At 54.5% G+C, this 23,235-nt stretch carries 24 protein-coding genes and 1 other annotated feature; of the genes, 14 read left to right on the plus strand and 10 right to left on the minus strand.

What is annotated here, in order from left to right; genetic code table 11:
* Positions 1–44: 44 nt before the first annotated feature.
* The 4 genes from ykgO to AAH450_RS08450 all read right to left on the minus strand — a co-directional run bounded on the left by ykgO (position 45) and on the right by AAH450_RS08450 (position 4,950).
* Positions 45–185, minus strand: coding sequence for a type B 50S ribosomal protein L36 (gene ykgO / locus AAH450_RS08435; protein WP_318789938.1), 141 nt, complete (start codon positions 183–185; stop codon positions 45–47).
* Positions 186–194: 9 nt separating this feature from the next.
* The gene (locus AAH450_RS08440) at positions 195–452 is read right to left on the minus strand and encodes a type B 50S ribosomal protein L31 (protein WP_342909832.1); all 258 of its coding nucleotides are present in this window, start codon (positions 450–452) and stop codon (positions 195–197) included.
* Positions 453–595: 143 nt separating this feature from the next.
* Positions 596–3,748, minus strand: a complete 3,153-nt coding sequence (locus AAH450_RS08445) for an efflux RND transporter permease subunit (protein WP_342909833.1) — start codon at positions 3,746–3,748, stop codon at positions 596–598.
* Positions 3,749–3,765: 17 nt separating this feature from the next.
* A complete protein-coding gene (locus AAH450_RS08450; RefSeq protein WP_342909834.1) occupies positions 3,766–4,950 on the minus strand; it encodes an efflux RND transporter periplasmic adaptor subunit in 1,185 nt (394 codons plus the stop codon).
* A 140-nt stretch (positions 4,951–5,090) separates the two neighbouring features.
* Here AAH450_RS08450 and acrR point away from each other — a divergent pair, with 140 nt between their 5' ends.
* A complete protein-coding gene (acrR, locus tag AAH450_RS08455; RefSeq protein WP_342909835.1) occupies positions 5,091–5,726 on the plus strand; it encodes a multidrug efflux transporter transcriptional repressor AcrR in 636 nt (211 codons plus the stop codon).
* Between the two features lie 4 nt (positions 5,727–5,730).
* On the opposite strand, the gene rsmS is transcribed toward acrR, so the two are convergent.
* Genes rsmS through priC form a run of 3 tightly spaced genes read right to left on the minus strand, consistent with a single transcriptional unit; the run spans position 5,731 to position 6,722 of the window.
* Positions 5,731–5,880, minus strand: coding sequence for a pleiotropic regulatory protein RsmS (gene rsmS, locus AAH450_RS08460; protein ID WP_306207377.1), 150 nt, complete (start codon positions 5,878–5,880; stop codon positions 5,731–5,733).
* 25 nt (positions 5,881–5,905) lie between these two features.
* Entirely contained in the window at positions 5,906–6,151 is a 246-nt protein-coding gene (locus tag AAH450_RS08465; protein ID WP_342910369.1) for a GlsB/YeaQ/YmgE family stress response membrane protein, read from the minus strand.
* Between the two features lie 40 nt (positions 6,152–6,191).
* Complete coding sequence (gene priC / locus AAH450_RS08470; protein ID WP_342909836.1) at positions 6,192–6,722, minus strand: primosomal replication protein; 531 nt, start codon at positions 6,720–6,722, stop codon at positions 6,192–6,194.
* A gap of 62 nt (positions 6,723–6,784) precedes the next feature.
* Between priC and AAH450_RS08475 the strand changes: the two genes are divergently transcribed.
* The 6 genes from AAH450_RS08475 (at position 6,785) to htpG (ending at position 12,841) form a co-directional block, all read left to right on the plus strand.
* Positions 6,785–7,162 (plus strand): DUF454 family protein, encoded by a 378-nt coding sequence (locus tag AAH450_RS08475; protein WP_342909837.1) that lies wholly within the window; start codon positions 6,785–6,787, stop codon positions 7,160–7,162.
* A gap of 158 nt (positions 7,163–7,320) precedes the next feature.
* Positions 7,321–7,872 carry an adenine phosphoribosyltransferase gene (gene apt / locus AAH450_RS08480; protein WP_342909838.1) on the plus strand — a complete coding sequence of 184 codons (552 nt, stop codon included), beginning with the start codon at positions 7,321–7,323 and terminating at the stop codon, positions 7,870–7,872.
* 78 nt (positions 7,873–7,950) lie between these two features.
* On the plus strand, positions 7,951–9,873 hold the full coding sequence (gene dnaX / locus AAH450_RS08485; protein ID WP_342909839.1) for a DNA polymerase III subunit gamma/tau: 1,923 nt from the start codon (positions 7,951–7,953) through the stop codon (positions 9,871–9,873).
* Positions 9,215–9,276, plus strand: a sequence feature (DnaX frameshifting element). Its footprint overlaps the gene before it by 62 nt.
* Positions 9,874–9,925: 52 nt before the next feature.
* Entirely contained in the window at positions 9,926–10,255 is a 330-nt protein-coding gene (locus AAH450_RS08490) for a YbaB/EbfC family nucleoid-associated protein (protein ID WP_147195861.1), read from the plus strand.
* Positions 10,255–10,860: a recombination mediator RecR gene (gene recR / locus AAH450_RS08495; protein WP_342909840.1), complete on the plus strand. Its 606-nt coding sequence runs from the start codon at positions 10,255–10,257 to the stop codon at positions 10,858–10,860. The genes AAH450_RS08490 and recR overlap by 1 nt, the downstream gene beginning before the upstream one ends.
* A 112-nt stretch (positions 10,861–10,972) precedes the next feature.
* On the plus strand, positions 10,973–12,841 hold the full coding sequence (gene htpG, locus AAH450_RS08500) for a molecular chaperone HtpG (RefSeq protein WP_342909841.1): 1,869 nt from the start codon (positions 10,973–10,975) through the stop codon (positions 12,839–12,841).
* Positions 12,842–12,948: 107 nt separating this feature from the next.
* Here htpG and AAH450_RS08505 read toward each other — a convergent pair whose 3' ends face one another.
* Positions 12,949–13,824, minus strand: coding sequence for a LysR substrate-binding domain-containing protein (locus AAH450_RS08505; protein ID WP_342909842.1), 876 nt, complete (start codon positions 13,822–13,824; stop codon positions 12,949–12,951).
* A gap of 194 nt (positions 13,825–14,018) precedes the next feature.
* On the opposite strand from AAH450_RS08505, the gene AAH450_RS08510 reads away from it, so the two are divergent.
* The 7 genes from AAH450_RS08510 (at position 14,019) to AAH450_RS08540 (ending at position 20,079) form a co-directional block, all read left to right on the plus strand.
* Positions 14,019–14,729 (plus strand): hypothetical protein, encoded by a 711-nt coding sequence (locus tag AAH450_RS08510; protein WP_342909843.1) that lies wholly within the window; start codon positions 14,019–14,021, stop codon positions 14,727–14,729.
* Between the two features lie 55 nt (positions 14,730–14,784).
* Complete coding sequence (locus tag AAH450_RS08515; protein ID WP_342909844.1) at positions 14,785–15,183, plus strand: NUDIX hydrolase; 399 nt, start codon at positions 14,785–14,787, stop codon at positions 15,181–15,183.
* Positions 15,183–16,058 carry a DUF6024 family protein gene (locus AAH450_RS08520; RefSeq protein ID WP_342909845.1) on the plus strand — a complete coding sequence of 292 codons (876 nt, stop codon included), beginning with the start codon at positions 15,183–15,185 and terminating at the stop codon, positions 16,056–16,058. The genes AAH450_RS08515 and AAH450_RS08520 overlap by 1 nt, the downstream gene beginning before the upstream one ends.
* Positions 16,055–16,957 (plus strand): DMT family transporter, encoded by a 903-nt coding sequence (locus AAH450_RS08525; protein WP_342909846.1) that lies wholly within the window; start codon positions 16,055–16,057, stop codon positions 16,955–16,957. The genes AAH450_RS08520 and AAH450_RS08525 overlap by 4 nt, the downstream gene beginning before the upstream one ends.
* A 93-nt stretch (positions 16,958–17,050) precedes the next feature.
* On the plus strand, positions 17,051–17,695 hold the full coding sequence (adk, locus tag AAH450_RS08530) for an adenylate kinase (RefSeq protein WP_342909847.1): 645 nt from the start codon (positions 17,051–17,053) through the stop codon (positions 17,693–17,695).
* A 115-nt stretch (positions 17,696–17,810) separates the two neighbouring features.
* Positions 17,811–18,770, plus strand: coding sequence for a ferrochelatase (gene hemH, locus AAH450_RS08535; protein ID WP_342909848.1), 960 nt, complete (start codon positions 17,811–17,813; stop codon positions 18,768–18,770).
* 4 nt (positions 18,771–18,774) lie between these two features.
* Complete coding sequence (locus AAH450_RS08540; RefSeq protein WP_342909849.1) at positions 18,775–20,079, plus strand: inosine/guanosine kinase; 1,305 nt, start codon at positions 18,775–18,777, stop codon at positions 20,077–20,079.
* A 45-nt stretch (positions 20,080–20,124) separates the two neighbouring features.
* Here AAH450_RS08540 and ybaL read toward each other — a convergent pair whose 3' ends face one another.
* Positions 20,125–21,807, minus strand: a complete 1,683-nt coding sequence (ybaL, locus tag AAH450_RS08545; RefSeq protein WP_342909850.1) for a YbaL family putative K(+) efflux transporter — start codon at positions 21,805–21,807, stop codon at positions 20,125–20,127.
* Between the two features lie 217 nt (positions 21,808–22,024).
* Positions 22,025–23,227, minus strand: a complete 1,203-nt coding sequence (locus tag AAH450_RS08550) for an MFS transporter (protein WP_342909851.1) — start codon at positions 23,225–23,227, stop codon at positions 22,025–22,027.
* Positions 23,228–23,235: the final 8 nt, after the last annotated feature.

The raw sequence follows: 23,235 nt of genomic DNA on the forward strand, positions 1-23,235 counted from the left end.
AAAGGGCCGCATCTCGCGGCCCGCTTTTGCTGATAAAGAGTAAGTTAACGTTTTTTCTTGCCACCCTGAACCGCTTTAAAGCGTGGATTGCTTTTGCAAATTACAAAGACGCGGCCATGACGACGTACAACTTTGCAATCTTTGTGGCGTTTTTTGGCCGAGGCCAGAGAGCTTAATACCTGCATGACGTTTCCTTATTTTGCCGCAGTAAAGAAACGACCGAAGCGCTGATTAAAGCGATGCGCGCTGCCTTCTTTAGCAAACTCTTTCTGCTTGCCGGTGTAGTAAGCGTGTGACGCTGAAGAAACGTCCAGCGGCACATAGGGCAGCATTTTGCCGTCAAGCTCAATAGTGCGGTCTGTTTTGATTGTCGAACCCACGGTGAACCAGGTGTCTGCACTGGTATCGTGAAAGGCGACGGTGCGGTAAGCAGGATGGATACCCTTTTTCATAAAGCCTCGCTAAATAAGTTATGTTATAACATAACAATAATTATGCGCGCACAGTCGCAAGAATGCAACGGGTAAACAGGCAGGGGAGGGCTAAAAAAAAAGAGGCCGCATAAGCGGCCTCTTGATCAGATACTCAATCAGGTTTAGTGCTGTTGATGATCAACAGGATGTCCCTGTTCCAGCTCTTCCTTGTCCTTACCGAAGCGGCGGCGAACCACCACAAAGAAGACCGGTACGAAGAAGATAGCCAGAATAGTCGCGGTAACCATACCGCCCATTACCCCGGTACCAACCGCATTCTGCGCACCGGAGCCTGCACCGGTACTGATAGTCAGCGGCAGCACGCCCAGGATAAAGGCCAGCGAGGTCATCAGAATCGGACGCAGACGCATACGAACCGCCTGGAGCGTTGATTCAATCAGCCCTTTGCCCTCTTTCTCCATCAGATCTTTGGCGAATTCTACGATCAATATCGCATTCTTCGCCGAGAGACCAATGGTTGTCAGCAGGCCCACCACAAAGTAAACGTCATTACTCAGTCCACGAAGCGTGGTGAAGAGCAGTGCACCGATAACCCCGAGCGGCACCACCAGCATTACTGAGAACGGGATTGACCAGCTCTCATACAGCGCTGCCAGACAGAGGAAAACAACAATCAGCGAGATAGCGTACAGCGCCGGTGCCTGGTTACCAGAGAGACGTTCCTGATAGGACATGCCCGTCCAGTCGTAACCGATCCCTTCCGGAAGCTGAGAAGCCAGCTGTTCCATCAGCCCCATTGCCTCACCCGAGCTTTTGCCAGGTGCGGCCTGACCGAGGATCTCCATGGATGGCAAGCCGTTGTAACGCTCCAGACGCGGCGAACCATACTGCCATTTAGCAGAGGAGAAGGCAGAGAAGGGCACCATCTCACCGGATGCGTTGCGCACGTACCACTTATTGATATCGCCCGGCAACATACGGGACTCGGCCTCGCCCATCACGTACACTTTCTTCACACGACCGCGGTCGATAAAGTCGTTAACGTATGAGCCGCCCCATGCAGCACCCAGCGTAGTATTGATATCGGAAATAGAGACGCCCAGGGCTTCTGCTTTCTCCTGATCAATCATCAGCTTGTACTGAGGTGTATCTTCCAGACCGTTAGGACGAACCCCTACCAGCGTATCCGGATGTTTGGCGACATTGCCAAGCAGCTGGTTACGGGCCTGCGTCAGCGCTTCATGACCGAGGTTAGCCTGGTCAATCAGTTCGAAGTCAAAGCCGGTGGCGTTACCCAGTTCGATAATCGCTGGCAGGTTGAACGGGATAACCATTGCATCTTTGATAGCACCAAAGGCCTGCATGGCGCGCCCGGCAATGCCGTCGACCTTGTTTTCAGAACCGGAACGTTCGTCCCACGGCTTCAGGCTGACAAAGGCGATACCGGTGTTCTGTCCGCGACCCGCAAAACCAAAGCCGTTTACGGTAAAGACGGAGCGAACATTATCTTTCTCTTTGGTGAGGAAGTAGTCGGTAACCTCATCAAGCACCTTCTGCGTACGGCCCTGGGTCGCACCGGCAGGCAACTGCGCCTGAGCCAGCAGCAAACCCTGATCCTCTTCCGGCAGGAAGGCGGAAGGGAGCTTAACAAACATGTAAGCCATACCCACTACAATCACCAGGTAGATAATCAGATAACGACCGGTGCTGCGGATGATATGGCCAACGCTGTTGGTATAGTGCTCCGTACTCTTGTCGAACATGCGGTTAAACCAGCCGAAGAAACCGGTGGTTTTGCCGTGATCGCCTTTTTTGATTGGCTTCAGCATGGTGGCGCAGAGCGCTGGCGTCAGGATCAACGCCACAATTACCGACAGCACCATCGCCGAAACGATAGTTATGGAGAACTGACGATAGATAACCCCGGTAGAGCCGCCGAAGAAGGCCATCGGGATAAATACCGCAGACAGCACCATGGCAATCCCCACCAGGGCGCCCTGAATCTGCTCCATCGACTTGCGGGTTGCTTCTTTTGGCGGCAGACCTTCTTCCGCCATCACGCGCTCGACGTTCTCCACCACCACGATGGCATCATCCACCAGCAGGCCTATCGCCAGCACCATCCCGAACATCGTCAGGGTGTTTATCGAATAGCCAAAGGCATTGATAATGGCAAAGGTACCTAACAGCACCACCGGCACCGCTATGGTTGGGATCAGGGTTGCACGGAAGTTTTGCAGGAACAGATACATCACGATAAACACCAGCACAATCGCCTCAATCAGGGTTTTCACCACTTCATTGATGGAGATTTTAACAAACGGCGTTGTATCGTAAGGGTAAACGGTCTTCATCCCATTCGGGAAGAAAGGTTCCAGTTTAGCCAGTTCCGCTTTTACCGCAGCTGCCGTATCCAGAGCGTTAGCACCGGTTGCCAGCTTGATACCAATACCGGAAGCGGGCTTACCATTGTAACGAGCGACAATCTCGTAGTTTTCACCGCCGAGTTCAATTTTCGCTACGTCTTTTAGCAGTACCCGTGAACCGTCTGCGTTAACTTTCAGCAGAATTTTGCCGAATTCATCCGTAGAGGTCAGGCGCGTTTGCGCAATGATAGAGGCATTAAGCTGCTGCCCCGGCACCGGCGGTGAGCCGCCTAACTGACCGGCTGCTACCTGGGAGTTTTGTGAATTAATCGCGCTAATCACATCTACCGGCGTCAGGTTAAAGTTATTCAGCTTGTGCGGATCCATCCAGATTCGCATCGCATACTGCGCACCAAATATCTGGGTATCCCCTACGCCGAGGGTTCGGCTGATAGGATCTTTGATATTCGACGCCACATAGTCGGCGATGTCATTCTGCGTCATGTTGTCATTATCACTGACAAAACCGGCTACCATCAGGAAGCTGCTGGAGGATTTTTGAACCTGAATCCCCTGCTGCTGCACTTCCTGCGGCAGTAATGGCGTGGCCAGTTGCAGTTTGTTCTGCACCTGAACCTGCGCGATATCCGGATCGGTACCTGACTGGAAGGTCAGAGTAAGCTGCAACGTACCGGAGGAATCGCTGTTCGATGACATATACATCAGGCCATCGATACCATTCATGTTTTGTTCAATGACCTGCGTGACGGAGTCTTGCAGTGTTTTCGCATCGGCACCCGGATAGGTTGCACGAATCTGCACGGCCGGCGGCGCAACATTGGGATATTGCTCAATCGGCAGTTTTAGAATCGACAGCACGCCCGCCAGCATGATGATGATGGCGATAACCCACGCAAAAATGGGGCGATCGATAAAGAACTTAGCCATGTATCAGCGGCTCCTGTTTAAGACTTCGGTTGTTCAGAACCAGCCTTTTTGGCCTCGTCTGCACTCACTTCCTGCGGGGTAACCTGCGCACCCGGCTTAGCTCGCTGAACACCAACAGTAATGACTTTGTCGCCTTCTTTCAGACCGCTGGTCACCAGCCATTTGTCACCAACCGCCTGATCTGCCGTCAGCGTGCGGGCTTCAACTTTGTTATCCGCGCCTACGACCATGGCTGAAGCCTGGCCAGTTGGCGTACGGGTCACCGCTTGCTGTGGCACTAACAGCGCGTTTGGATTAGTTCCCTCTTCCAGACGGGCACGTACAAACATACCTGGCAACAGCGTGTGATCCGGATTAGGGAAGACTGCACGCAGCGTGATGGAACCGGTGGTTTCATCCACGGTGACATCAGAGAATTCTAATGTTCCGCCCTGCTCGTATTCGCTACCATCCTGCAATAACAGTTTGACCTGAGCTTTGCCGTCAACCTGCTGCAATTTGCCGGCGTTCAGTTCGCTACGCAGACGTAAAAAGTCTTCGCTGGACTGGGTGACGTCAACATAGATAGGGTCCAGCTGCTGCACGGTAGCCAGAGCGGTAGTCTGACCGCTTTGAACCAACGCCCCTTCCGTTACGGAAGATTTACCAATGCGTCCGCTGATAGGCGAGGTCACTTTGGTATAGGCAAGGTTAATGCGGGCCGTTTCGACATTCGCTTTCGCGCCCTGCGCGGCAGCGGCCGTCTGGCTCTGCGTGGCGATAGCCTGATCGTAATCCTGCTGGCTGATATATTTGGTGCCTAATAACGGTTTGTAACGTTTAACGGTTACTGCCGCAATTTGTGCATTTGCCACAGCCTGAGCTAAATCGCCCTTAGCGCTGTCATAAGCCGCCTGATAGGTTGCAGGATCAATCTGATAGAGTGATTCTCCCGCCTTGATATCGCTCCCTTCAACGAAGTTACGTTTCAAAATAATGCCCGAAACCTGTGGGCGAACTTCTGCAATACGAAACGAAGAGGTACGTCCCGGAAGATCGGTAGTGATTTTCAGCGGGGCGCTTTTCAGCGTTACCACACCCACTTCGGGTGGCTGTTGTTGCCCGGCCTGTTGCGCTTCTTTGTTATCACATCCGGCCAGCGCTAAGCTGCCAGAAAGCATCAGAACGGCCGCCAGAGGCGTTATCCCTCTGTTTTTGTTCATAAATAAACCTCGAGTGTCCGATATCGATTGTTCAATGGATCACATACCCATAAACCCATTGCTGCGTTTAAATTATGGTCGTGCTATGGTACATACATTCGCAAATGTATGTAAGTCCACCTTTTTGTAAAAACCACCTTATGGCACGAAAAACCAAACAACAGGCGTTAGAAACGCGAAATCACATTATTGACGCGGCAATTGAACGATTTTCCGGGCATGGCGTATCCAAAACGTCACTGGCTGATATCGCGGCTGCGGCAGGGGTGACGCGTGGTGCAATTTACTGGCATTTCAAAAACAAAACCGACTTGCTCAATGAAATCTGGGCACAGTCCGAATCTGGACTGGAAAACTTAGAGCTTGAGTATCAATTAAAATACCCTTCTGATCCACTCTCTGTTATGCGCGCAATGATCACCTATGTCCTTGTAGCCACAGTAAGGGACCAGCGCAGACGTTCGCTTCTGGAAATCATTTTCCATAAATGTGAATTTGTGGGTGAAATGACAACTCTGCAACTGATGCAACAAACTCTCTATCTTGAATGTTACGAAAAGATTGAAGATATCCTGCGCCAGTGTGTGGAAGCGGGGCAATTACCGCCAGGCCTCGAAACGCGCCGTACCGCAGTGGTGATGCGCGCCTATGTCACGGGAATAATGGAAAACTGGCTGTTTATGCCGGAAAGCTTTGATCTTGAAGCGGATGCGCCGCAGCTGGTGGAGGTGCTTATTGATATGCTTCAGCACAGCCCGGCCCTGCGTAAGGCGTAATGGTTTAATCCTGACGCGCCACTTTTTTTTCAAAATCCTTTTGTACGATGGCCAGCGCGGCCAGCACCGTATGGGGATCCAGATTGTTCTCTTCCAGCAGCATAATTAAATCTACCGCCAGTTTAACCTCTTCAGGTGCGCTTTCGAGCGACATACGCTGTTCCTCTCCCGGTCCAGACTCAGATCCGCAGTTTTTTGACCAGTAAAACCATCACCAGCGCACCAGCAAGGGCGATCAGCATGGCCCTGGGTTCAAGGTCAGCCAGCGTCCCGTAATTAAAGAACACGCTAACGTAACCGCCAATCAGTGCGCCAATCGTCGCCAGAATCAGCGTTGGGATAAGCCCTCCAGGCCGCCCCGGAAAAAAGCGACGGGTGAGGAAACCTGTCAGTAATCCAATGATTATCCACGAAAGCAGGCCCATCATTTTCTCCACTTCACAATTTTCCCAAGTATAACCGCTTCTAGTGTTCGCGCTTTTCAATCGCCCGCTCAATACGTCGGGTGGCATGCAGGCATCGCTGAAGACGGCCCTCCAGCGCGGCGATCTCTCGCTGCATGTTTTGCTGTTGGATCAGCGTTTCGCAGAGGCCGAGCTGGCTCTCTCTGTCTGCGATCATCGTCTGCAATCGCCGCTCGTAATCCTGATGCTTAGCCAGTTTCTCGTACAGATTCTCGCTAACCGGCACGGCAACGGCCTCATTTTTCCGTAACGATTGTGTAGCCAGCTCACGTTGTAACGCACTCATTTGCAGCAACACGCGCTCTGCCATCCAGGCGACACGATCGGTTCGCTGGCAGGCAACGCTCTGCTTGAGCATCACCATGCTCTCTTTGACTTCCAACAGATAGTCGCCAAGCCGGGTGCTGTGCGAATGAAACAGCTGTGCATCGAATCGGGCGCGTGGCGTTCGGTTGTTACTGTGAGGGGCTACGGCTTCAGCCAGTTGCTCCAGCTTCTCTTCAAGCTGCTGAAGCAGCAGAGCACTTTTCATTTCGTTTCTCCAGAGATTGCACAGTGTGCTAGCCTCACCTCGTTAAAAAGAGGATTCAGGCAATGCAGCGTATCATTTTACTGATTATTGGCTGGTTAGCGATGGGATTAGCCACACTGGGCGTCATTTTACCGCTGCTACCTACCACGCCTTTTCTGCTTTTGGCGGCCTGGTGTTTTGCACGCTCTTCTCCGCGTTTTCATCACTGGCTGCTGCACCGCTCCCTTTTCGGCCCCTGGTTGCGTCACTGGCAGCAATATCGTGCGCTGCCGCCTAAAGCCAAAGGCAGAATGATTGCGTTTACGCTGATCACCTTTGCCATTTCTTTGTGGCTGGTCAACATCCTTTGGGTACGGCTGATGTTACTCTGTCTGCTCTCGGTTCTGATCGTCTTTATGCTGCGGTTACCTGTAGTGAAAGAGGGGCAAGAAAAGCGGTGATTTTATGGAGTATGGTTGCAATTGCCCGTAGGTTTGCATAGATTTGGTCGTTTTCGTGCGTGGTTTCCCCCTGACCGACCCGTTTTGCTCTGCGATTTCCGATCGTCAGCGCTCAGGAAGCCGCGCGAGTCAGATTTGTATTTACCAGGCATAACACTATGACCGCGACTGCTCAGCAGCTTGAATTTCTTAAAAACAGTATCAAAAGCATCCCGGATTACCCCAAGCCGGGCATTCTGTTTCGTGACGTGACCAGCCTGCTGGAAGATCCTAAAGCGTTTGCGCTCAGTATCGAGCTGTTGGTAGAGCGTTTCCGTGATAAAGGCATCACCAAAGTTGTCGGCACCGAAGCCCGTGGTTTCCTGTTTGGCGCTCCGGTGGCTTTAGCGTTGGGCGTTGGGTTTGTGCCCGTGCGTAAACCAGGCAAACTGCCGCGCAAAACCTTTTCTCAAAGCTATGAGCTGGAGTACGGCACGGATCAGTTGGAACTGCATTGCGATGCGATAGGCGCCGGTGACGTTGTGCTGGTGGTAGACGATCTGTTAGCAACAGGCGGCACCATTGAAGCCACCGCTAAGCTAATCCGCCGCGCTGGTGGTGAAGTGAGTCACGCCGCTTTCATCATCAATCTTTTCGACTTAAGCGGCGAAGCGCGCCTGAAGGCGCAAGGCATCGAGTCTTACAGCCTGGTTAACTTCCCGGGTCACTGAGACCAGACGTTCAGCCTCGCCGTAAAGGTGGGGCTGTGTTAGCATTACCCTCCGGTTCACAACACATTCCGCGAATTAATGAGCTATCAGGTACTGGCCCGCAAGTGGCGTCCCCAAGCGTTTACTGATGTAGTCGGTCAGGAGCATGTCCTGACCGCGTTGGCTAATGGCCTGTCGCTCGGCCGCATCCATCACGCTTATCTTTTTTCCGGCACCCGAGGTGTGGGAAAGACCACCATTGCCCGCCTGTTGGCGAAAGGCCTGAACTGCGAAACGGGCATTACGGCTACGCCATGCGGTCAGTGTGATAACTGCCGCGAGATAGAGCAGGGCCGTTTTGTCGATCTGATTGAGATCGACGCCGCTTCCCGAACAAAAGTTGAAGACACGCGCGATCTGCTGGACAACGTGCAGTACGCTCCAGCCCGTGGACGCTTCAAAGTCTATCTGATTGATGAAGTGCATATGCTCTCGCGTCACAGCTTTAATGCGCTGTTAAAGACGCTGGAAGAGCCGCCCGAGCATGTCAAATTCCTGCTGGCAACCACGGACCCGCAAAAACTGCCGGTAACGATCCTCTCGCGCTGTTTGCAATTCCATCTGAAAGCGCTGGATGTCGCGCAGATCCGGGGGCAGCTGGAGCATGTGCTGCACCAGGAGAAGATAGAGGCCGAAGCTCGTGCGTTGCAGCTGCTGGCGCGTGCCGCTGATGGCAGTATGCGCGATGCGCTGAGTCTTACCGATCAGGCCATTGCCATGGGGCAGGGGCAGGTAACCACCGACACCGTGAATGCCATGCTCGGCACGCTGGATGATGAACAGCCGCTGGCGCTGATTGAAGCGCTGGTGAATGCTGAAGGCGAGCAGGTGATGTCGCTGTTGAATCAGGCGGCCTCGCGCGGCGTGGAGTGGGAAGCGTTGTTGGTTGAAATGCTGACTCTGCTGCATCGCGTGGCGATGATCCAGCTGCTTCCTTCCGCACTGGGTGACGATTACGCCGCCGTAGAGCAGCGCCTGCGCGAACTCGCGCGCGTATTGCCGCCAACGGATGTGCAGCTTTACTATCAGACGCTGTTGGTAGGCCGTAAAGAGCTGCCGCTGGCGCCGGATCGCCGCATGGGCGTGGAAATGGCGCTGCTTCGCGCGCTGGCTTTTCATCCCAAACAGGTGATTGCCGAACCGGTTGCCCGGCCGGCAATGACGCCGCAGGCTCAGCCCGTGGCACCGTCAGCGCCGCCGGTGGCCGCCACGCCCCCGCATACCGGGCAGGAGGCCGAGCCTCCCGGCACTTTACCTGATACCACCAGTCAGCTGCTACAGGCGCGAACGCAGTTAATGCGCCAGCAGGGAGCGACCAAACCAAAAAAGGGTGAGCCGGCAGCGCAAAGTGCGCGGCCGGCAAGTTCGGCACTGGAGCGGTTGGCTTCAGTTACCGAGCGCAGCCAGAAGCGGCAGGCAGCCGCTGAACCTGCTGCGCCGGTAAAAAAAGAGGCCTATCGCTGGAAGGCGACAATCCAGAGCGAAGTTAAGCCGGAGCCGGTTGCCACACCAAAGGCCTTGCGTACGGCGCTGGAGCATGAGAAAACCCCAGAGCTGATGGCGAAACTGGCTGCCGAATCTCTGTTACGCGATCCCTGGGCCGCAGAAATCGCCACGCTGACATTACCGAAACTGGTGCAGCAGATGGCGCTGAATGCATGGAAAGAGAAGACGGAAAGCGGCGTATGCCTGCACCTCCGTTCCAGCCAGCGCCACCTTAATTCACCGTCGGCGCTGAAAGTGCTGGCAGAAGCAATGAGTGAGGCTGCGGGTCAGCCGGTTGAACTCACAGTGACAGAAGATGATAATCCAGCAGTGTTAACGCCGCTGGAATGGCGTCAGGCAATTTACGAAGAGAAACTGGCGCAGGCGCGTCAGTCGATTATCGCGGATAATCATATTCAGACGCTGCGTCGGTTCTTTGATGCAGACGTGGATGAAGAGAGTATTCGCCCCCTTTGAAACGCTGCATGCTCGCGCCAGTGAGATGCGGCCCGATCTGAGAGAGAAAACTATGTTTGGAAAAGGCGGACTGGGTAACCTGATGAAACAGGCCCAGCAAATGCAGGACAAAATGGCTCAGGTGCAGGAAGAGATTGCTGCCATGGAAGTGACCGGTGAATCAGGCGCAGGCCTGGTGAAAGTCACCATCAATGGCGCACACAACTGCCGTCGCGTGGAGGTTGATCCCAGCCTGCTGGAAGATGACAAAGATATGCTGGAAGACCTGGTCGCTGCGGCATTCAACGATGCGGCACGCCGCGTTGCGGAAGCACAGAAAGAGAAAATGGCCGGCGTTTCTAACGGTATGCAGCTGCCACCTGGCTTCAAGATGCCGTTCTGATGCAAACCAGCCCGCTCCTTGAAAGCCTGATGGAGTCGCTGCGCTGTTTGCCGGGCGTGGGGCCGAAGTCGGCCCAACGTATGGCTTTCCAGCTGTTGCAGCGCGATCGTAGCGGCGGCATGCGCCTGGCGCAGGCTTTGACGCGTGCCATGTCAGAGATTGGTCACTGTTCCGACTGCCGGACCTTTACCGAGCAGGAGATCTGCACCATCTGCGCCAATCCGCGTCGTCAGCAAAACGGGCTGATCTGCATTGTGGAAAGCCCGGCCGATATTCACGCCATTGAGCAGACCGGTCAGTTTGCCGGACGCTACTTTGTGCTGATGGGACACCTGTCGCCGCTGGATGGCATTGGCCCCAACGATATCGGGCTGGACAGGCTGGAACAGCGGCTGGAAAAAGAGACGATTCAGGAAGTGATCCTCGCCACCAATCCCACGGTGGAAGGGGAAGCCACCGCCAACTACATTGCGGAAATGTGCGGGCAATATGGTGTGGAAGCCAGCCGCATTGCTCACGGTGTGCCGGTTGGCGGCGAGCTGGAAATGGTCGATGGCACCACGCTGTCGCACTCCCTTGCCGGGCGTCACAAGATTAGATTCTAGCCATTCAACGGCACGATCCGTCGTGCCTGCTTGAAATCCTCGCTTTTGCCCCCACTCTACTTCTCAACCTATATCCATCCGTACATTCGTATTAGTTGAGGTAGCAATGACCATGAAAGGACAAGAGACGCGTGGCTTCCAGTCAGAGGTAAAACAGCTTCTGCACCTGATGATCCATTCCCTCTATTCAAACAAAGAAATCTTTCTGCGTGAACTGATCTCCAACGCCTCTGATGCCGCCGACAAGCTGCGCTTCCGCGCACTCTCTACGCCGGATCTCTATCAGGGCGATGGCGACCTGCGCGTGCGGGTTTCCGTGGATAAGGATAACCGCACGCTGACGCTGAGCGATAACGGCATCGGCATGACGCGTGACGAAGTCATTGAAAACCTGGGTACCATTGCCAAATCCGGGACTAAATCTTTCCTGGAATCGATGGGATCTGACCAGGCGAAAGACAGCCAGCTGATCGGTCAGTTCGGCGTGGGCTTCTACTCCGCCTTTATCGTGGCAGATAAAGTAACCGTGCGCACCCGTGCGGCCGGTGCTACAGCTGACGAGGGTGTGTTCTGGGAATCCGCAGGTGAAGGCGAATATACTCTGGCGGATATCACCAAAGAGGATCGCGGGACCGAGATCACGCTGCATCTGCGTGAAGGTGAAGATGAGTTCCTGGATGCCTGGCGCGTTCGTAGCATCATCAGCAAATACTCCGACCATATCGCGCTGCCCGTCGAAATTGAAAACCATAACGAAGAAGATGGCACCAGCAGCTGGGAAAAGATCAATAAAGCGCAGGCGCTGTGGACGCGCAATAAGTCTGAAATCAGCGACGAAGAGTACAAAGAGTTCTACAAGCACGTTTCTCACGACTTTGCGGATCCGCTCACCTGGAGCCACAACCGCGTTGAAGGGAAGCAGGAATATACCAGCCTGCTCTATATCCCGTCTCAGGCACCGTTTGATATGTGGAACCGCGACCACAAGCACGGTCTGAAACTCTACGTGCAGCGCGTGTTTATCATGGACGACGCTGAACAGTTTATGCCGAACTACCTGCGCTTTGTGAAAGGGCTGATCGACTCCAGCGACCTGCCGCTGAACGTTTCCCGCGAAATTCTGCAAGACAGCCGCATCACTCAGACGCTGCGTAATGCGCTGAGCAAGCGTGCTCTGCAAATGCTGGAAAGAGTGGCGAAGGATGACGAAGAGCAGTATCAGAAATTCTGGCAGCAGTTTGGTATGGTCCTGAAAGAGGGGCCTGCGGAAGACAGCAGCAACAGCGAGACCATTGCTAAGCTGCTGCGTTTCGCCAGCACCAGCAGCGAAGGGCCAGCTCAGACCGTGTCGCTGGAAGATTATGTCAGCCGCATGGTTGAAGGTCAGGATAAGATCTATTACATCACTGCGGACAGCTATGCCGCAGCGAAAAGCAGCCCGCATCTGGAGCTGTTCCGCAAAAAAGGCATTGAGGTGCTGCTGCTCTCCGATCGTATCGACGAGTGGATGATGAGCTATCTCACTGAGTTCGACGGCAAATCGTTCCAGTCTGTCAGCAAAGCAGATGATGCGCTGAGCAAACTGGCCGATGAAGAGAGCGAAGAGCAGAAAGAGGCGGAGAAAGCGCTGGAGCCGTTCGTGGAGCGGGTGAAAACGCTGCTGGGCGACCGCGTGAAGGAAGTCCGTCTCACGCATCGTCTGACCGATACGCCAGCCATTGTCACCACCGAAGCCAACGACATGAGTACGCAGATGGCGAAGCTGTTTGCTGCTGCTGGCCAGGCTGTGCCGGAAGTGAAGTACCTGTTCGAGCTGAACCCGGATCACGCGCTGGTGAAGCGTGCTGCCGATACGCAGGATGAAGCGCAGTTTGCCGAGTGGGTAGAGCTGCTGCTGGATCAGGCGATGTTTGCTGAACGCGGTACGCTGGAAGATCCTAACCAGTTTATCCGCCGCATGAACCAGCTGCTGCTGGGCTAAGCGGAGAGAATGAGGGAGCGCAGAGATGCGCTCCTTTTTTTTCTGCTGTCAGCCTGGAAACAGGCCTCCTGTTTTTCGCCAGAAACAGAGCCGGGAGCACTCTCTGGTTATGCAGTCATTCCCGCTTCTTCCAGCAGCCAGCGGCGAAACAGCTCAATTTCCCTCTCTTCCTTGCGTGACGCCTTGACCATCATCCAGGTCGCTCTGTCTACTTCCGCAAAGCCTAATGGTGCAATCAGCGTGCCTTCACGAACCTCTTTTTTAACCAGGATTTGCGGCGTCATAATGATCCCCAACCCATTTCTTGCCGCCTGAATGGCCAGCGTCAGATTGTCGAAATGCTTGCCCGCCCAGAAATCCCCGCGAGCGCCGGTTTTCCTCGCCCATTCAGCCCAGGCATGCAGCTTGGTATCCGCATGCAGCAACGGCAGGGTGGAGAAGTCTGTTTCATAGGTGAAACGGTTGCTGAAGGAGGGCGCGCAAACCGGACCAATGTAATCTACGGTGATAAGCGTCGCGGCGATATCATCCTGCACCGGCTGTTCATGGCTCAGGATCAGCACATCAGAATGCTCATTTCTTACCCGCCCGATATCCACATGTGTCTGAAACGTCAGCGCTATATCTTTATGCCGCTCCGTAAAGCGACTGATCCTGGGGATCAGCCACTGTGCAAGAAAGCTGGGCGCACAGGACACGGTCAGGCTGTTAAGGTTTCTTGCCCGGATCTTCTCACAAGTTTTTTCAATCTCCCGAAACGTTTGCATGCAGCAGACCTTCAGCCGCTCGCCGTCTGAGGTGAGCTGCACGCGTCCGTTTGCCCTTAAGAACAACGGCTTTTCCAGCCACTCCTCCAGCAGCTTGATCTGATGGCTGACGGCACTGTGCGTCACGTTAAGCGACTGCGCAGCCAGACTGAAGCTCTGGTGCAGCGCGGCCTGATGAAAATAGCGCAGGGCGCGCAGGGAAGGAAGCCCGGACATAAGCATTCTCTGTTAGATAAACTAACAGAGAGTGTCTGTTTATATCATTTTAAAGTCCAGCCTGTTTTCCCTAATCTGATTCTGGAGACGGGAAAGCCTGCGCCACAGCGAAGCGACAAGAACTCCCTGTTAATCCCTTTTTGTCCCCAATTTAGCCCACGATTACATTCAACAGCGACGTGAAGGAAAGGAAAATGACAAACCAGCATTCCGTAAAAACACAGCTTGTAATGTTTACCGGTGGTCGGGATAGCACCCTGGCGGCATGTTATCTGATGTTACAGGGTATCCCTGTACACCTCTGGTCAGGAAACAGTGGATGTTCACTGCATCGTGGCATTTTATCGCACCGGGTGGATGAGTTGAAAAACCGGTTTGGCGATCTGGTCGTGGACCATACCGTGACCGATATCAGCGGGGCGTTCCGCTCCATTGCTATCGAGCATCTGGAAGAAGATATCCTTAAATACCGCAAAAACCTGGTGCTGCTGGGGGAAAAACTGGCTATCCATGCGCATCTGGTAGATTTCTGCCGTCGCAACGACATCAACACCATTAATGACGGCATCACCCATTATCAAATGGAGTTCCCGGAACAGCGACAGGTTGCGAAGTCGTTTCTGATGGAGATGATGGCGCAGTTTGACATCAACTATCAGTCGCCAATCTATGAATTCGCTCAGTCTGCGGATGATGTGAAATATCGCCTGTTGCAGCTTGGTATCTCTACCAAATCTTTGGAAGGGATCAGCATTTTTGCCGACAGCTTCTCCACGCCAGGTGATGAAGTGATCCTCTCTTACCTGAAAGATAAGGCGCCACTGGCTCTTAACATTGTCCGTTTCCTGGCGGGTGAAACACTCTCCACGCCAGTGATGAGTAAAACCACCAGTGCCGCAGCCTGAAGCCACGTTAACCCAGGACATAACCTTTGGGTTACGTCCTTTTTGGGAGCCTGATATGAAAGTCATCGTGAAGTGCGCGGCCATCATTATCTGGCAGCGTTCACTGCTGCTGACGCGTAAGCGTGGCACCTCTGTTTTTATCTCTCCCGGCGGTAAGCCGCAGGTGGGAGAAGATCATCTGGCCTGCCTGAAAAGGGAATTGCAGGAAGAGCTGGGGGTGCAGGTGAAAGCCTTCCGGCCTTTTGGTCTTTTTCATGGACTGGCGGAGTTTGAAGCCACCGCCATTGAAAATCACGTCTATCACGTTGAGATAACCGGGCAACCGCGCGCCGGATCGGAAATTGAAGAAATTGCCTGGGTCAATTATCGCAAACCCCCTTGTGAAATCGCGGTGGGATCGATTTTCCGCGATAACGTTTTGCCACTGCTTTATCAACAAGAGTTGATCAATTAATGGACGCTTCCTCATTATCACCTCAGCTACAAAAAATTCACGGCGAGCAGTTTTATAAGCAAGCGCGTATACAAAGAGATGAATTACGTGAAGAGCTATCCCGACTCTACAAGCTACAGGATTACGATATTTTCTTCGTGCAGTCAGTGCGGGTAGGGTTGGTGATCCTTTCGCATCTTTTTCACAAGCAGGAAACGACCCTTTGCCTGGCAAAACATGCCCATTATCAGCCGATCAGCGAGCTGTTTCATCATCCTGCGTCGCAGTTCACCGGGCCAGGCAATGTCCCGATTATCACCCACGTTAATCCCTACACCGGTGCCGTGAATTCACTGACCGATTGCAAAGGAAAAGGGGTAGTGGATGGCTCCCACAGCTTCGCCACCAACCTGCACAGAGAGCTGATTGATCACAGTTCGATCTTTGTGGCCCCGATGCATAAACACGCTTCATTAACCGTGGGGCTGGCAATTATTGCCCTGCGTCCGGAGCACTTCAGCACCCTGATGCGTAGCGAACTCCGGCTTTTTGAAGAGTCGACCGCCTCATCAAAACCGCTGGAAGAGGCGCTGGGCAATCTCGCTGGCCAGAGCTGGCAGCCTTTCAATGTGGCGCAGGTAATGAAAGTGCAGATGGAGGATATTGGCGGCATGGATTTCACTTCAGTCAGCCATCCCGGTTTGCCGTTCAGCTGCTTTAACGTACCGCGCTTAAGCGAGACGCTACAGCAGAAGGTGAAAGCTGCGGGGGCCAGTTATTTCCCCCACTCCGGTACCCTTCGCCTCTCTTGCTGGGCAAGAGGAGACGGCAGAAAAGCTGTTGATATGACCGAACAAGTCGAACAACAACTCACAGAGTTATGGGAGCGCGAATGAAACCGAACTCGCCTGTTAACGGCAATATGATTGGTATCCTGGGCGGCATTATCCTCAGTACCGACTCCCTGTTCATCCGGATGATGAATATCGAAAACTCATGGACGATTGTGGCGCTGCGCGGCTTTTTTATGTGGGCAGTCTGCCTGCTGGTTTGGGCCTGTTGGCGCAAAAGTCGTCGCACGCTGGGTCAGCCATGGCTCACCAGGGAGAATGCGCTCTCCACGCTCTTTTTCTGCATCGCTTCAGCCTGCTTCGTTAATGCACTGAACCGGGGAAATGTGGCTACCGTGCTGGTAATCATCTCCTCAACACCCTTTATCTCTGCGCTGATATCGCGGCTGTTTTTCCACATCAAAAGCGACCGAAGCGTGATGATTGCCGCTTTAGCCGGCATTGTGGGGGTGATCATCGTTATGTCCGGACGAAGTGAGGAGCATTCTGCCCTGGCCAACCTCTATGCGCTGGTGACGGCTGTTTCCATGGCGCTGGCCTTTATATTCACCTCCAGGGTGAAAGGGGGCACGGTGGGGCTGCCTTCGCTGGGAGGGCTGCTGGCTTCCATTGCAATCCTGGTTTGTATGGGGCCGGAGCTGGGCGCCAGTCTGAAAATGCTGACTTTTGCGCAATATGGCTGGTCACTGGCCGAAGGGGCGCTGATTATGCCGCTGGCTATGGGGTTGATCGCCTTATCCACCCGTTACGTTTCCCCTGCCAGTGCCGGGCTGTTTCTGCTGCTGGAAACCGCGCTGGCACCCTTATGGATGGCGCTTTTCCTGGGCGAAAAGCCTACAATTCAGGCAGTTATTGGCGGCGCGGTGATTATCAGCGCGGTGATTGCGCAAACGCTCTATGCACGTCGTCAAATCGCGCATTCCCGCTATGCCGATGCAGGATAGACGCTGCGTTCCTTGTGGATAAAGAACCATAATGGTATGGTTCCGGGTTAGGATAAACAGTTAATTTAAGCGATTCGCAAGGGGATTTACGCAATGCGTATTATTCTGCTCGGTGCACCGGGTGCAGGTAAAGGGACTCAGGCTCAGTTTATTATGGAGAAATACGGTATTCCGCAGATCTCCACGGGCGATATGCTGCGCGCAGCGGTAAAAGCTGACAGCGAGCTGGGTAAACAAGCCAAAGAGATCATGGACGCCGGTAAACTGGTTACCGACGAACTGGTTATTGCGCTGGTCAAAGAGCGTATCGCTCAGGAAGACTGCCGTAACGGTTTTCTGTTGGACGGCTTCCCGCGTACCATTCCTCAGGCTGATGCCATGAAGGAAGCGGGGATCAAAGTGGATAACGTGCTTGAGTTTGCCGTACCTGATGAACTGATCGTTGAGCGCATCGTGGGCCGCCGCGTGCACGCGCCTTCGGGCCGTGTGTATCATGTCACCTTCAATCCACCTAAGGTGGAAGGTAAAGACGACGTGACCGGCGAAGAGCTGACCACCCGTAAAGACGATCAGGAAGAGACCGTCCGTAAACGTCTGGTGGAATATCATCAGATGACCGCACCGCTGATTGCTTACTACAGCAAAGAAGCCGAAGCCGGTAACACCGCGTATCACAAAATCGACGGCACCCGTAAAGTGGCTGAAGTCAGCGCTGAGCTGGCAAAAATCCTCGGTTAAGTTGTCAGGGGCCAGGTTTTCCTGGCCCCTACTACAGCAATTGGTTTTTCCCCCGCCTTTTTCCGCTAGAATGAGTCTCGTTTTCATCATCCGAAATGCCCGATAAGGAACAGTAATGAGGCAAGACAAACCCGGTGTGCTGTTGGTGAACTTAGGCACACCAGACGCGCCTACCACGCCTGCCGTTAAACGCTACCTGAAACAGTTTCTCAGCGATCCTCGCGTCGTGGATACCCCGCGCTGGTTATGGTGGCCACTCCTTAATGGTGCGATCCTGCCGATCCGCTCTCCGCGCGTTTCAAAGCTTTATGCTTCCGTGTGGATGGAGGAGGGGTCTCCGCTGATGGTCTACAGCAAGCGGCAGCGTGATGCGCTGGCGGCTCGTGTGGATATGCCGGTTGCACTGGGCATGAGCTATGGCAACCCCAGCCTGGAAAGCGCGCTGGACAGTCTGATGGCGCAAGGTGTGACCCGCCTGATCGTGCTGCCGCTTTATCCTCAGTTTTCCTGCTCCACCGTGGGCGCCGTCTGGGATGGCATTACCCGCGTCTTCTCCGGCTATCGCAGCCTGCCATCGGTCGACTTTATCCGCGATTATGCAGAACATCCTGCCTATATTGCCGCGCTGAAAGCTTCTGTAGAACGCTCTTTCGCCACGCACGGTAAGCCGGATTTGCTGGTGATGTCCTTCCACGGTATCCCGCAGCGTTTCGCCGATCAGGGCGACGATTATCCGCAGCGCTGCTACGACACGGCTGAGGCGCTTAAGACCTCGCTGGGGCTGACCAGCCAGAATGCGTTGTTGACCTTCCAGTCCCGCTTTGGCCGCGAGCCATGGCTGATGCCCTATACCGACGAAACCATGAAGGCGCTGCCGGCAAAAGGGATTAAGCATGTGCAGATCATGAGTCCGGGGTTTTCGGCCGACTGTCTGGAAACGCTGGAAGAGATCAGCGAACAAAACCGCGAGTTCTTCCTGCATGCGGGCGGCAGCAAATTTGAGTACATTCCTGCCCTGAATGATGATGCATTGCATATCGATATGATGGTCGAGTTGGTTAACGGGCGGAGATAGCCAGATGAAATTTCCCGGTAAGCGCAAATCCAAGCACTATTTTCCGGTAAGCGCCCGCGATCCGCTGCTGCAACAGGCGCTGCCTGAGCAGGAAGTGACCGGCAGTTGGATCGTGGGGATCGACCAGACGCTGGTGGATATTGAAGCCAAAGTCGATGATGCCTTTGTAGCCCGTTACGGCCTGAGCAGCGGTCATTCACTGGTGATCACTGATGAGGTGGCGGAAGCGCTCTATGCTGAGCTGGTCCGGGAAAATCTTATCACCCACCAGTTTGCCGGTGGCACCATCGGCAACACGCTGCATAACTATTCGGTGCTGGCCGACGACCGGTCGGTACTGCTTGGCGTGATGTGCAGCAGCGTGCAGATTGGCAGTTACGCCTATCGTTATCTCTGTAACACCTCCAGCCGGACCGATCTCAACTATCTGCAAGGTGTGGATGGCGCTATTGGTCGCTGCTTTACGCTGATTGGCGAGAATGGCGAGCGAACCTTTGCTATCAGTCCCGGACTGATGAACCAGCTGAAGAAAGAGAGCATCCCGGAAGAGGTGATTGCGGGCGCATCGGCGCTGGTGCTGACCTCCTATCTGGTGCGCTGCGCGCCAGGCGAGCCGATGCCGGATGCGACAATGGAAGCGATCGGTTTTGCTAAAAAGCATAACGTCCCGGTGGTGCTGACGCTGGGCACGAAATATGTGATTGGGGATAATCCCCAGTTCTGGCGTGAATTTCTGCATGAGCACGTTTCGATCCTCGCGATGAACGAAGATGAAGCGGAAGCGCTGACAGGGCTGAGCGACCCGTTAATGGCGGCAAACATGGCGCTCGACTGGGTAGATTTAGTGCTCTGCACCGCCGGCCCCAACGGTTTATTTATGGCGGGCTTCACGGAAGAACAGGGCAAGCGCGTTACGCAGCATCCTCTGCTGCCGGGCACGATACCGGAGTTCAACCAGTACGAATTCAGCCGGGCGATGCGTCACCAGGATTGCCAGCAGCCGCTGCGCATTTTCTCGCACATCGCGCCCTACATGGGCGGCCCGGAAAAAATCATGAACACCAACGGCGCGGGCGACGGGGCGCTGGCGGCGCTGCTACATGACATTACGGCGAATAATTATCACCGTCTGAATGTCCCTAACTCCAGCAAGCATGGGCGCAATTACCTGACCTACTCTTCGCTGGCGCAGGTCTGCAAATATGCCAACCGCGTCAGCTACCAGGTGTTAAACCAGCATTCGCCGCGGCTGACGCGAGGTCTGCCGGAGCGGGAAGACAGTCTGGAAGAGTCTTACTGGGAGCGGTAATCTCCCGCCTCCGGTCTTCGCATGGCGGACGCCGGAGGCAGCTGTTCAGACCGGACAGTGGCCGCTTACCTCCTCTGCATCCGTCTGCATTAACAGATGCATGCTTTGCGCAATTTCCCGTTCCCCCATCACCACCCGATCGGCTCCACGCTCGGTAATATAATCCACCTCTGCGTCATAGTGCGCGCGAGCAATAATCTCAATAGTGGGGCGCTGTTCCCGCGCGGCGGTAACAATTTCTCCCGCTTCATACCCGTTAGGAATGGTAAGCAGCAGCCAGCGGGCGCAGTCCAGACGCGCCAGATCCATTGTTTCTGCACGTGCGGCGTTGCCCAGAACGGCATGGATCCCTCGCTCCCGCAGCGCCTCTACCCGGTTACGGCTGTTCTCCACCACCACAATGGGAACACCTTCTTCCATCAGTTTCTTGCCAAGCAGGCTGCCAACCCGGCCAAATCCCACCACAATGGCGTGATTGCAAAGGTTCACCGGGATCTGCTTCTCTTCCTCTATCGCCTCTTCAAGAAGACGATCGTCCAGGGCGCCGGTTTTATCCAGATAACGCTGCAACAGCGCAAACAGAACCGGGTTAATCATGATTGAGAGGATCGCGCCCGCCAGCACCAGATTACGGCCTTCCGCCGGGAGCAGATTAAGCGAAACACCCAGCCCGGCGAGGATAAAGGCGAATTCGCCAATCTGGGCCAGGCTGACGGAAATAGTCAGCGCTGTACGGCTTGAATGGCCGAACAGCCGCACCAGCAGCAGCGCCACCAGGGATTTTCCCAGGACAATAATCGCCAGTACGCCCAGCACCGCCAGCGGCTCATTGAGCAGGATCATCGGGTCGAACAGCATGCCTACCGAGACAAAGAACAGCACGGCGAACGCATCGCGAAGCGGCAGCGTGTCATGGGCGGCGCGGTGGCTTAGCTCAGATTCATTCAGCACCATACCGGCAAAGAAGGCACCCAGCGCAAAGGAGACGTCAAAGAACTCGACGGCGCCAAAGGCGATCCCTAACGCCAGGGCAAGCACCGAGAGGGTAAACAGCTCGCGCGAGCCGGTTGCCGCACTGCGGGCGAGGATCCACGGCACCACGCGTTTCCCTACCACCATCATCAGTACCATAAAGGCCACGACTTTCCCGATGGTGATCAGCAAGTCGAGCAGCACCATGCTGAGGCTGGCATTGCCCTCTTCAAACATGCCGGCAATGGCAGGCAACAGCACCAACGCCAGCACCATCACTAAATCTTCCACAATCAGCCAGCCGATGGCGATCTGCCCACGCTGGCTGTCGATAAGCTGCCGCTCTTCCAGCGCGCGCAGCAGCACCACCGTACTCGCCGTTGAGAGACACAATCCGAACACCAGACCCGTGAGCCAGGGCCAGCCCATCGCCCAGGAAAGCCCCATTCCCAGCAGCGTCGCCACCGCAATCTGCGCAACAGCGCCGGGAATGGCAATCGCCTTTACCGCCATCAGGTCCTTCAGAGAAAAATGCAGACCAACACCAAACATCAGCAGGATCACCCCCAGTTCGGCCAGCTCAGGAGCCAGATTGGTATCCGCTACAAAGCCTGGTGTAAAAGGGCCAGCCAGAACGCCCGCTATCAAGTACCCCACCAGGGGAGAAATACGCAGACGGTTGGCCAGCATACCCAGGAGGAAGGCAAGAACAAGGCCTCCAACCAGGGTGGTGATAAGCGGGGTGGTGTGGTGCATGCTCTCTCCTTTGTGTGCAAATGTATCCGGTTGTAATTTTTAAGTGTATGGCATAATTCGCCTCAGTGCCTGATATAAAGGGTAATAACAAGGATAAAAAGAGGGTATGTGGTAAAAAAGAGAGGTAATCGACTTTTCGCAATGTTTAACGCTGGGGGGCCAGATGCCTTGCAGAAAATACACGGCGCGGATCGCAATTATCCCGCGCCGGCAGCGGCTATTTCTGGCGATTATCAGGCAGGAACAGGGTAAGAATGCCTAATAGCGGAAGATAAGCACAAATTTGATAAACCATATCAATACTGCTGTGGTCGGCCACTACGCCTAAAACCGCAGCGCCAAGACCGCCCATGCCGAAAGCAAAGCCAAAGAACAGCCCCGATACCATGCCGATACGGCCAGGCATCAGCTCCTGGGCATATACCAGGATGGCGGAAAAAGCGGAGGCCAGTATAAAACCGATAATGACCGACAGCACGCCTGTCCACGCCAGCGAAGCATGCGGCAGCAGCAGAGTGAAGGGCGCAACGCCAAGAATAGAAACCCAGATAACCCGCTTACGGCCAACTTTGTCGCCAATCGGCCCGCCAATCACCGTTCCCGCCGCTACGGCAAACAGAAAGGCAAACAGGTGAAACTGGGCGTTTTGCACGGAAAGGCCGAACTTCTGCATCAGATAAAAGGTGTAGTAGCTACTGAGGCTGGTGAGATAAAAGTATTTTGAAAAAATCAGCACCAGCAGAATTGAGATGGCGAAGGCAACTTTACGGCGGGGTAAAGTAGTTATCTCCTGAGGCGCTGCGCTGCTTTTAGCGACCCGTTGCTGAGCCTGATACCAGCGGCTGATTTGCAGCAGCACCACAATGGCCAGCAGGGCAGCCAGGGTAAACCAGGCGACGTTGCCGCGGCCATAAGGCGCAATAATCAGTGCGGCCAGCAGCGGCCCCAGCGAACTGCCAAAGTTACCGCCTACCTGAAACAGGGACTGCGCCAGACCATGCCGTCCCCCGGAGGCCATACGCGCCACACGGGAAGATTCGGGATGGAACACTGAGGAGCCGGTACCCACTAACGCAGCAGCCACCAGAATGGTGGGAAAGTTGCCCGCCATTGCTAACAGAACCAGTCCGCCAAGCGTAAACCCCATGCCAATCGGCAGCGACCAGGGCTGAGGATGCTTATCGGTGTAGTAACCGATCACTGGCTGAAGCAGCGAAGCGGTCACCTGGAAAGTCAGGGTGATCAGTCCTACCTGCACAAAACTCAGCGTGAATTCACTCTGCAATAGCGGATAGATAGCCAGAATCAACGACTGGATCATATCGTTCAGCAGATGGGCAACGCTGATTGCGCCCAGGATGCCAAAGGCTGTTCGCCTGGCGGGAAGAGAAGAAGAGGATAAAGTACGTTCGCTTGCCATGAGAAACC

Source organism: Erwinia magellanica (assembly GCF_039023495.1).
GTDB lineage: Bacteria > Pseudomonadota > Gammaproteobacteria > Enterobacterales > Enterobacteriaceae > Erwinia.

Bases quoted from the DNA above. Each gene is read 5' to 3' on its own strand.
- ykgO (WP_318789938.1), bottom strand. From the start codon at position 185: ATGCAGGTATTAAGCTCTCTGGCCTCGGCCAAAAAACGCCACAAAGAT.
- AAH450_RS08440 (WP_342909832.1), bottom strand. From the start codon at position 452: ATGAAAAAGGGTATCCATCCTGCTTACCGCACCGTCGCCTTTCACGAT.
- AAH450_RS08445 (WP_342909833.1), bottom strand. From the start codon at position 3,748: ATGGCTAAGTTCTTTATCGATCGCCCCATTTTTGCGTGGGTTATCGCC.
- AAH450_RS08450 (WP_342909834.1), bottom strand. From the start codon at position 4,950: ATGAACAAAAACAGAGGGATAACGCCTCTGGCGGCCGTTCTGATGCTT.
- acrR (WP_342909835.1), top strand. From the start codon at position 5,091: ATGGCACGAAAAACCAAACAACAGGCGTTAGAAACGCGAAATCACATT.
- rsmS (WP_306207377.1), bottom strand. From the start codon at position 5,880: ATGTCGCTCGAAAGCGCACCTGAAGAGGTTAAACTGGCGGTAGATTTA.
- AAH450_RS08465 (WP_342910369.1), bottom strand. From the start codon at position 6,151: ATGGGCCTGCTTTCGTGGATAATCATTGGATTACTGACAGGTTTCCTC.
- priC (WP_342909836.1), bottom strand. From the start codon at position 6,722: ATGAAAAGTGCTCTGCTGCTTCAGCAGCTTGAAGAGAAGCTGGAGCAA.
- AAH450_RS08475 (WP_342909837.1), top strand. From the start codon at position 6,785: ATGCAGCGTATCATTTTACTGATTATTGGCTGGTTAGCGATGGGATTA.
- apt (WP_342909838.1), top strand. From the start codon at position 7,321: ATGACCGCGACTGCTCAGCAGCTTGAATTTCTTAAAAACAGTATCAAA.
- dnaX (WP_342909839.1), top strand. From the start codon at position 7,951: ATGAGCTATCAGGTACTGGCCCGCAAGTGGCGTCCCCAAGCGTTTACT.
- AAH450_RS08490 (WP_147195861.1), top strand. From the start codon at position 9,926: ATGTTTGGAAAAGGCGGACTGGGTAACCTGATGAAACAGGCCCAGCAA.
- recR (WP_342909840.1), top strand. From the start codon at position 10,255: ATGCAAACCAGCCCGCTCCTTGAAAGCCTGATGGAGTCGCTGCGCTGT.
- htpG (WP_342909841.1), top strand. From the start codon at position 10,973: ATGAAAGGACAAGAGACGCGTGGCTTCCAGTCAGAGGTAAAACAGCTT.
- AAH450_RS08505 (WP_342909842.1), bottom strand. From the start codon at position 13,824: ATGTCCGGGCTTCCTTCCCTGCGCGCCCTGCGCTATTTTCATCAGGCC.
- AAH450_RS08510 (WP_342909843.1), top strand. From the start codon at position 14,019: ATGACAAACCAGCATTCCGTAAAAACACAGCTTGTAATGTTTACCGGT.
- AAH450_RS08515 (WP_342909844.1), top strand. From the start codon at position 14,785: ATGAAAGTCATCGTGAAGTGCGCGGCCATCATTATCTGGCAGCGTTCA.
- AAH450_RS08520 (WP_342909845.1), top strand. From the start codon at position 15,183: ATGGACGCTTCCTCATTATCACCTCAGCTACAAAAAATTCACGGCGAG.
- AAH450_RS08525 (WP_342909846.1), top strand. From the start codon at position 16,055: ATGAAACCGAACTCGCCTGTTAACGGCAATATGATTGGTATCCTGGGC.
- adk (WP_342909847.1), top strand. From the start codon at position 17,051: ATGCGTATTATTCTGCTCGGTGCACCGGGTGCAGGTAAAGGGACTCAG.
- hemH (WP_342909848.1), top strand. From the start codon at position 17,811: ATGAGGCAAGACAAACCCGGTGTGCTGTTGGTGAACTTAGGCACACCA.
- AAH450_RS08540 (WP_342909849.1), top strand. From the start codon at position 18,775: ATGAAATTTCCCGGTAAGCGCAAATCCAAGCACTATTTTCCGGTAAGC.
- ybaL (WP_342909850.1), bottom strand. From the start codon at position 21,807: ATGCACCACACCACCCCGCTTATCACCACCCTGGTTGGAGGCCTTGTT.
- AAH450_RS08550 (WP_342909851.1), bottom strand. From the start codon at position 23,227: ATGGCAAGCGAACGTACTTTATCCTCTTCTTCTCTTCCCGCCAGGCGA.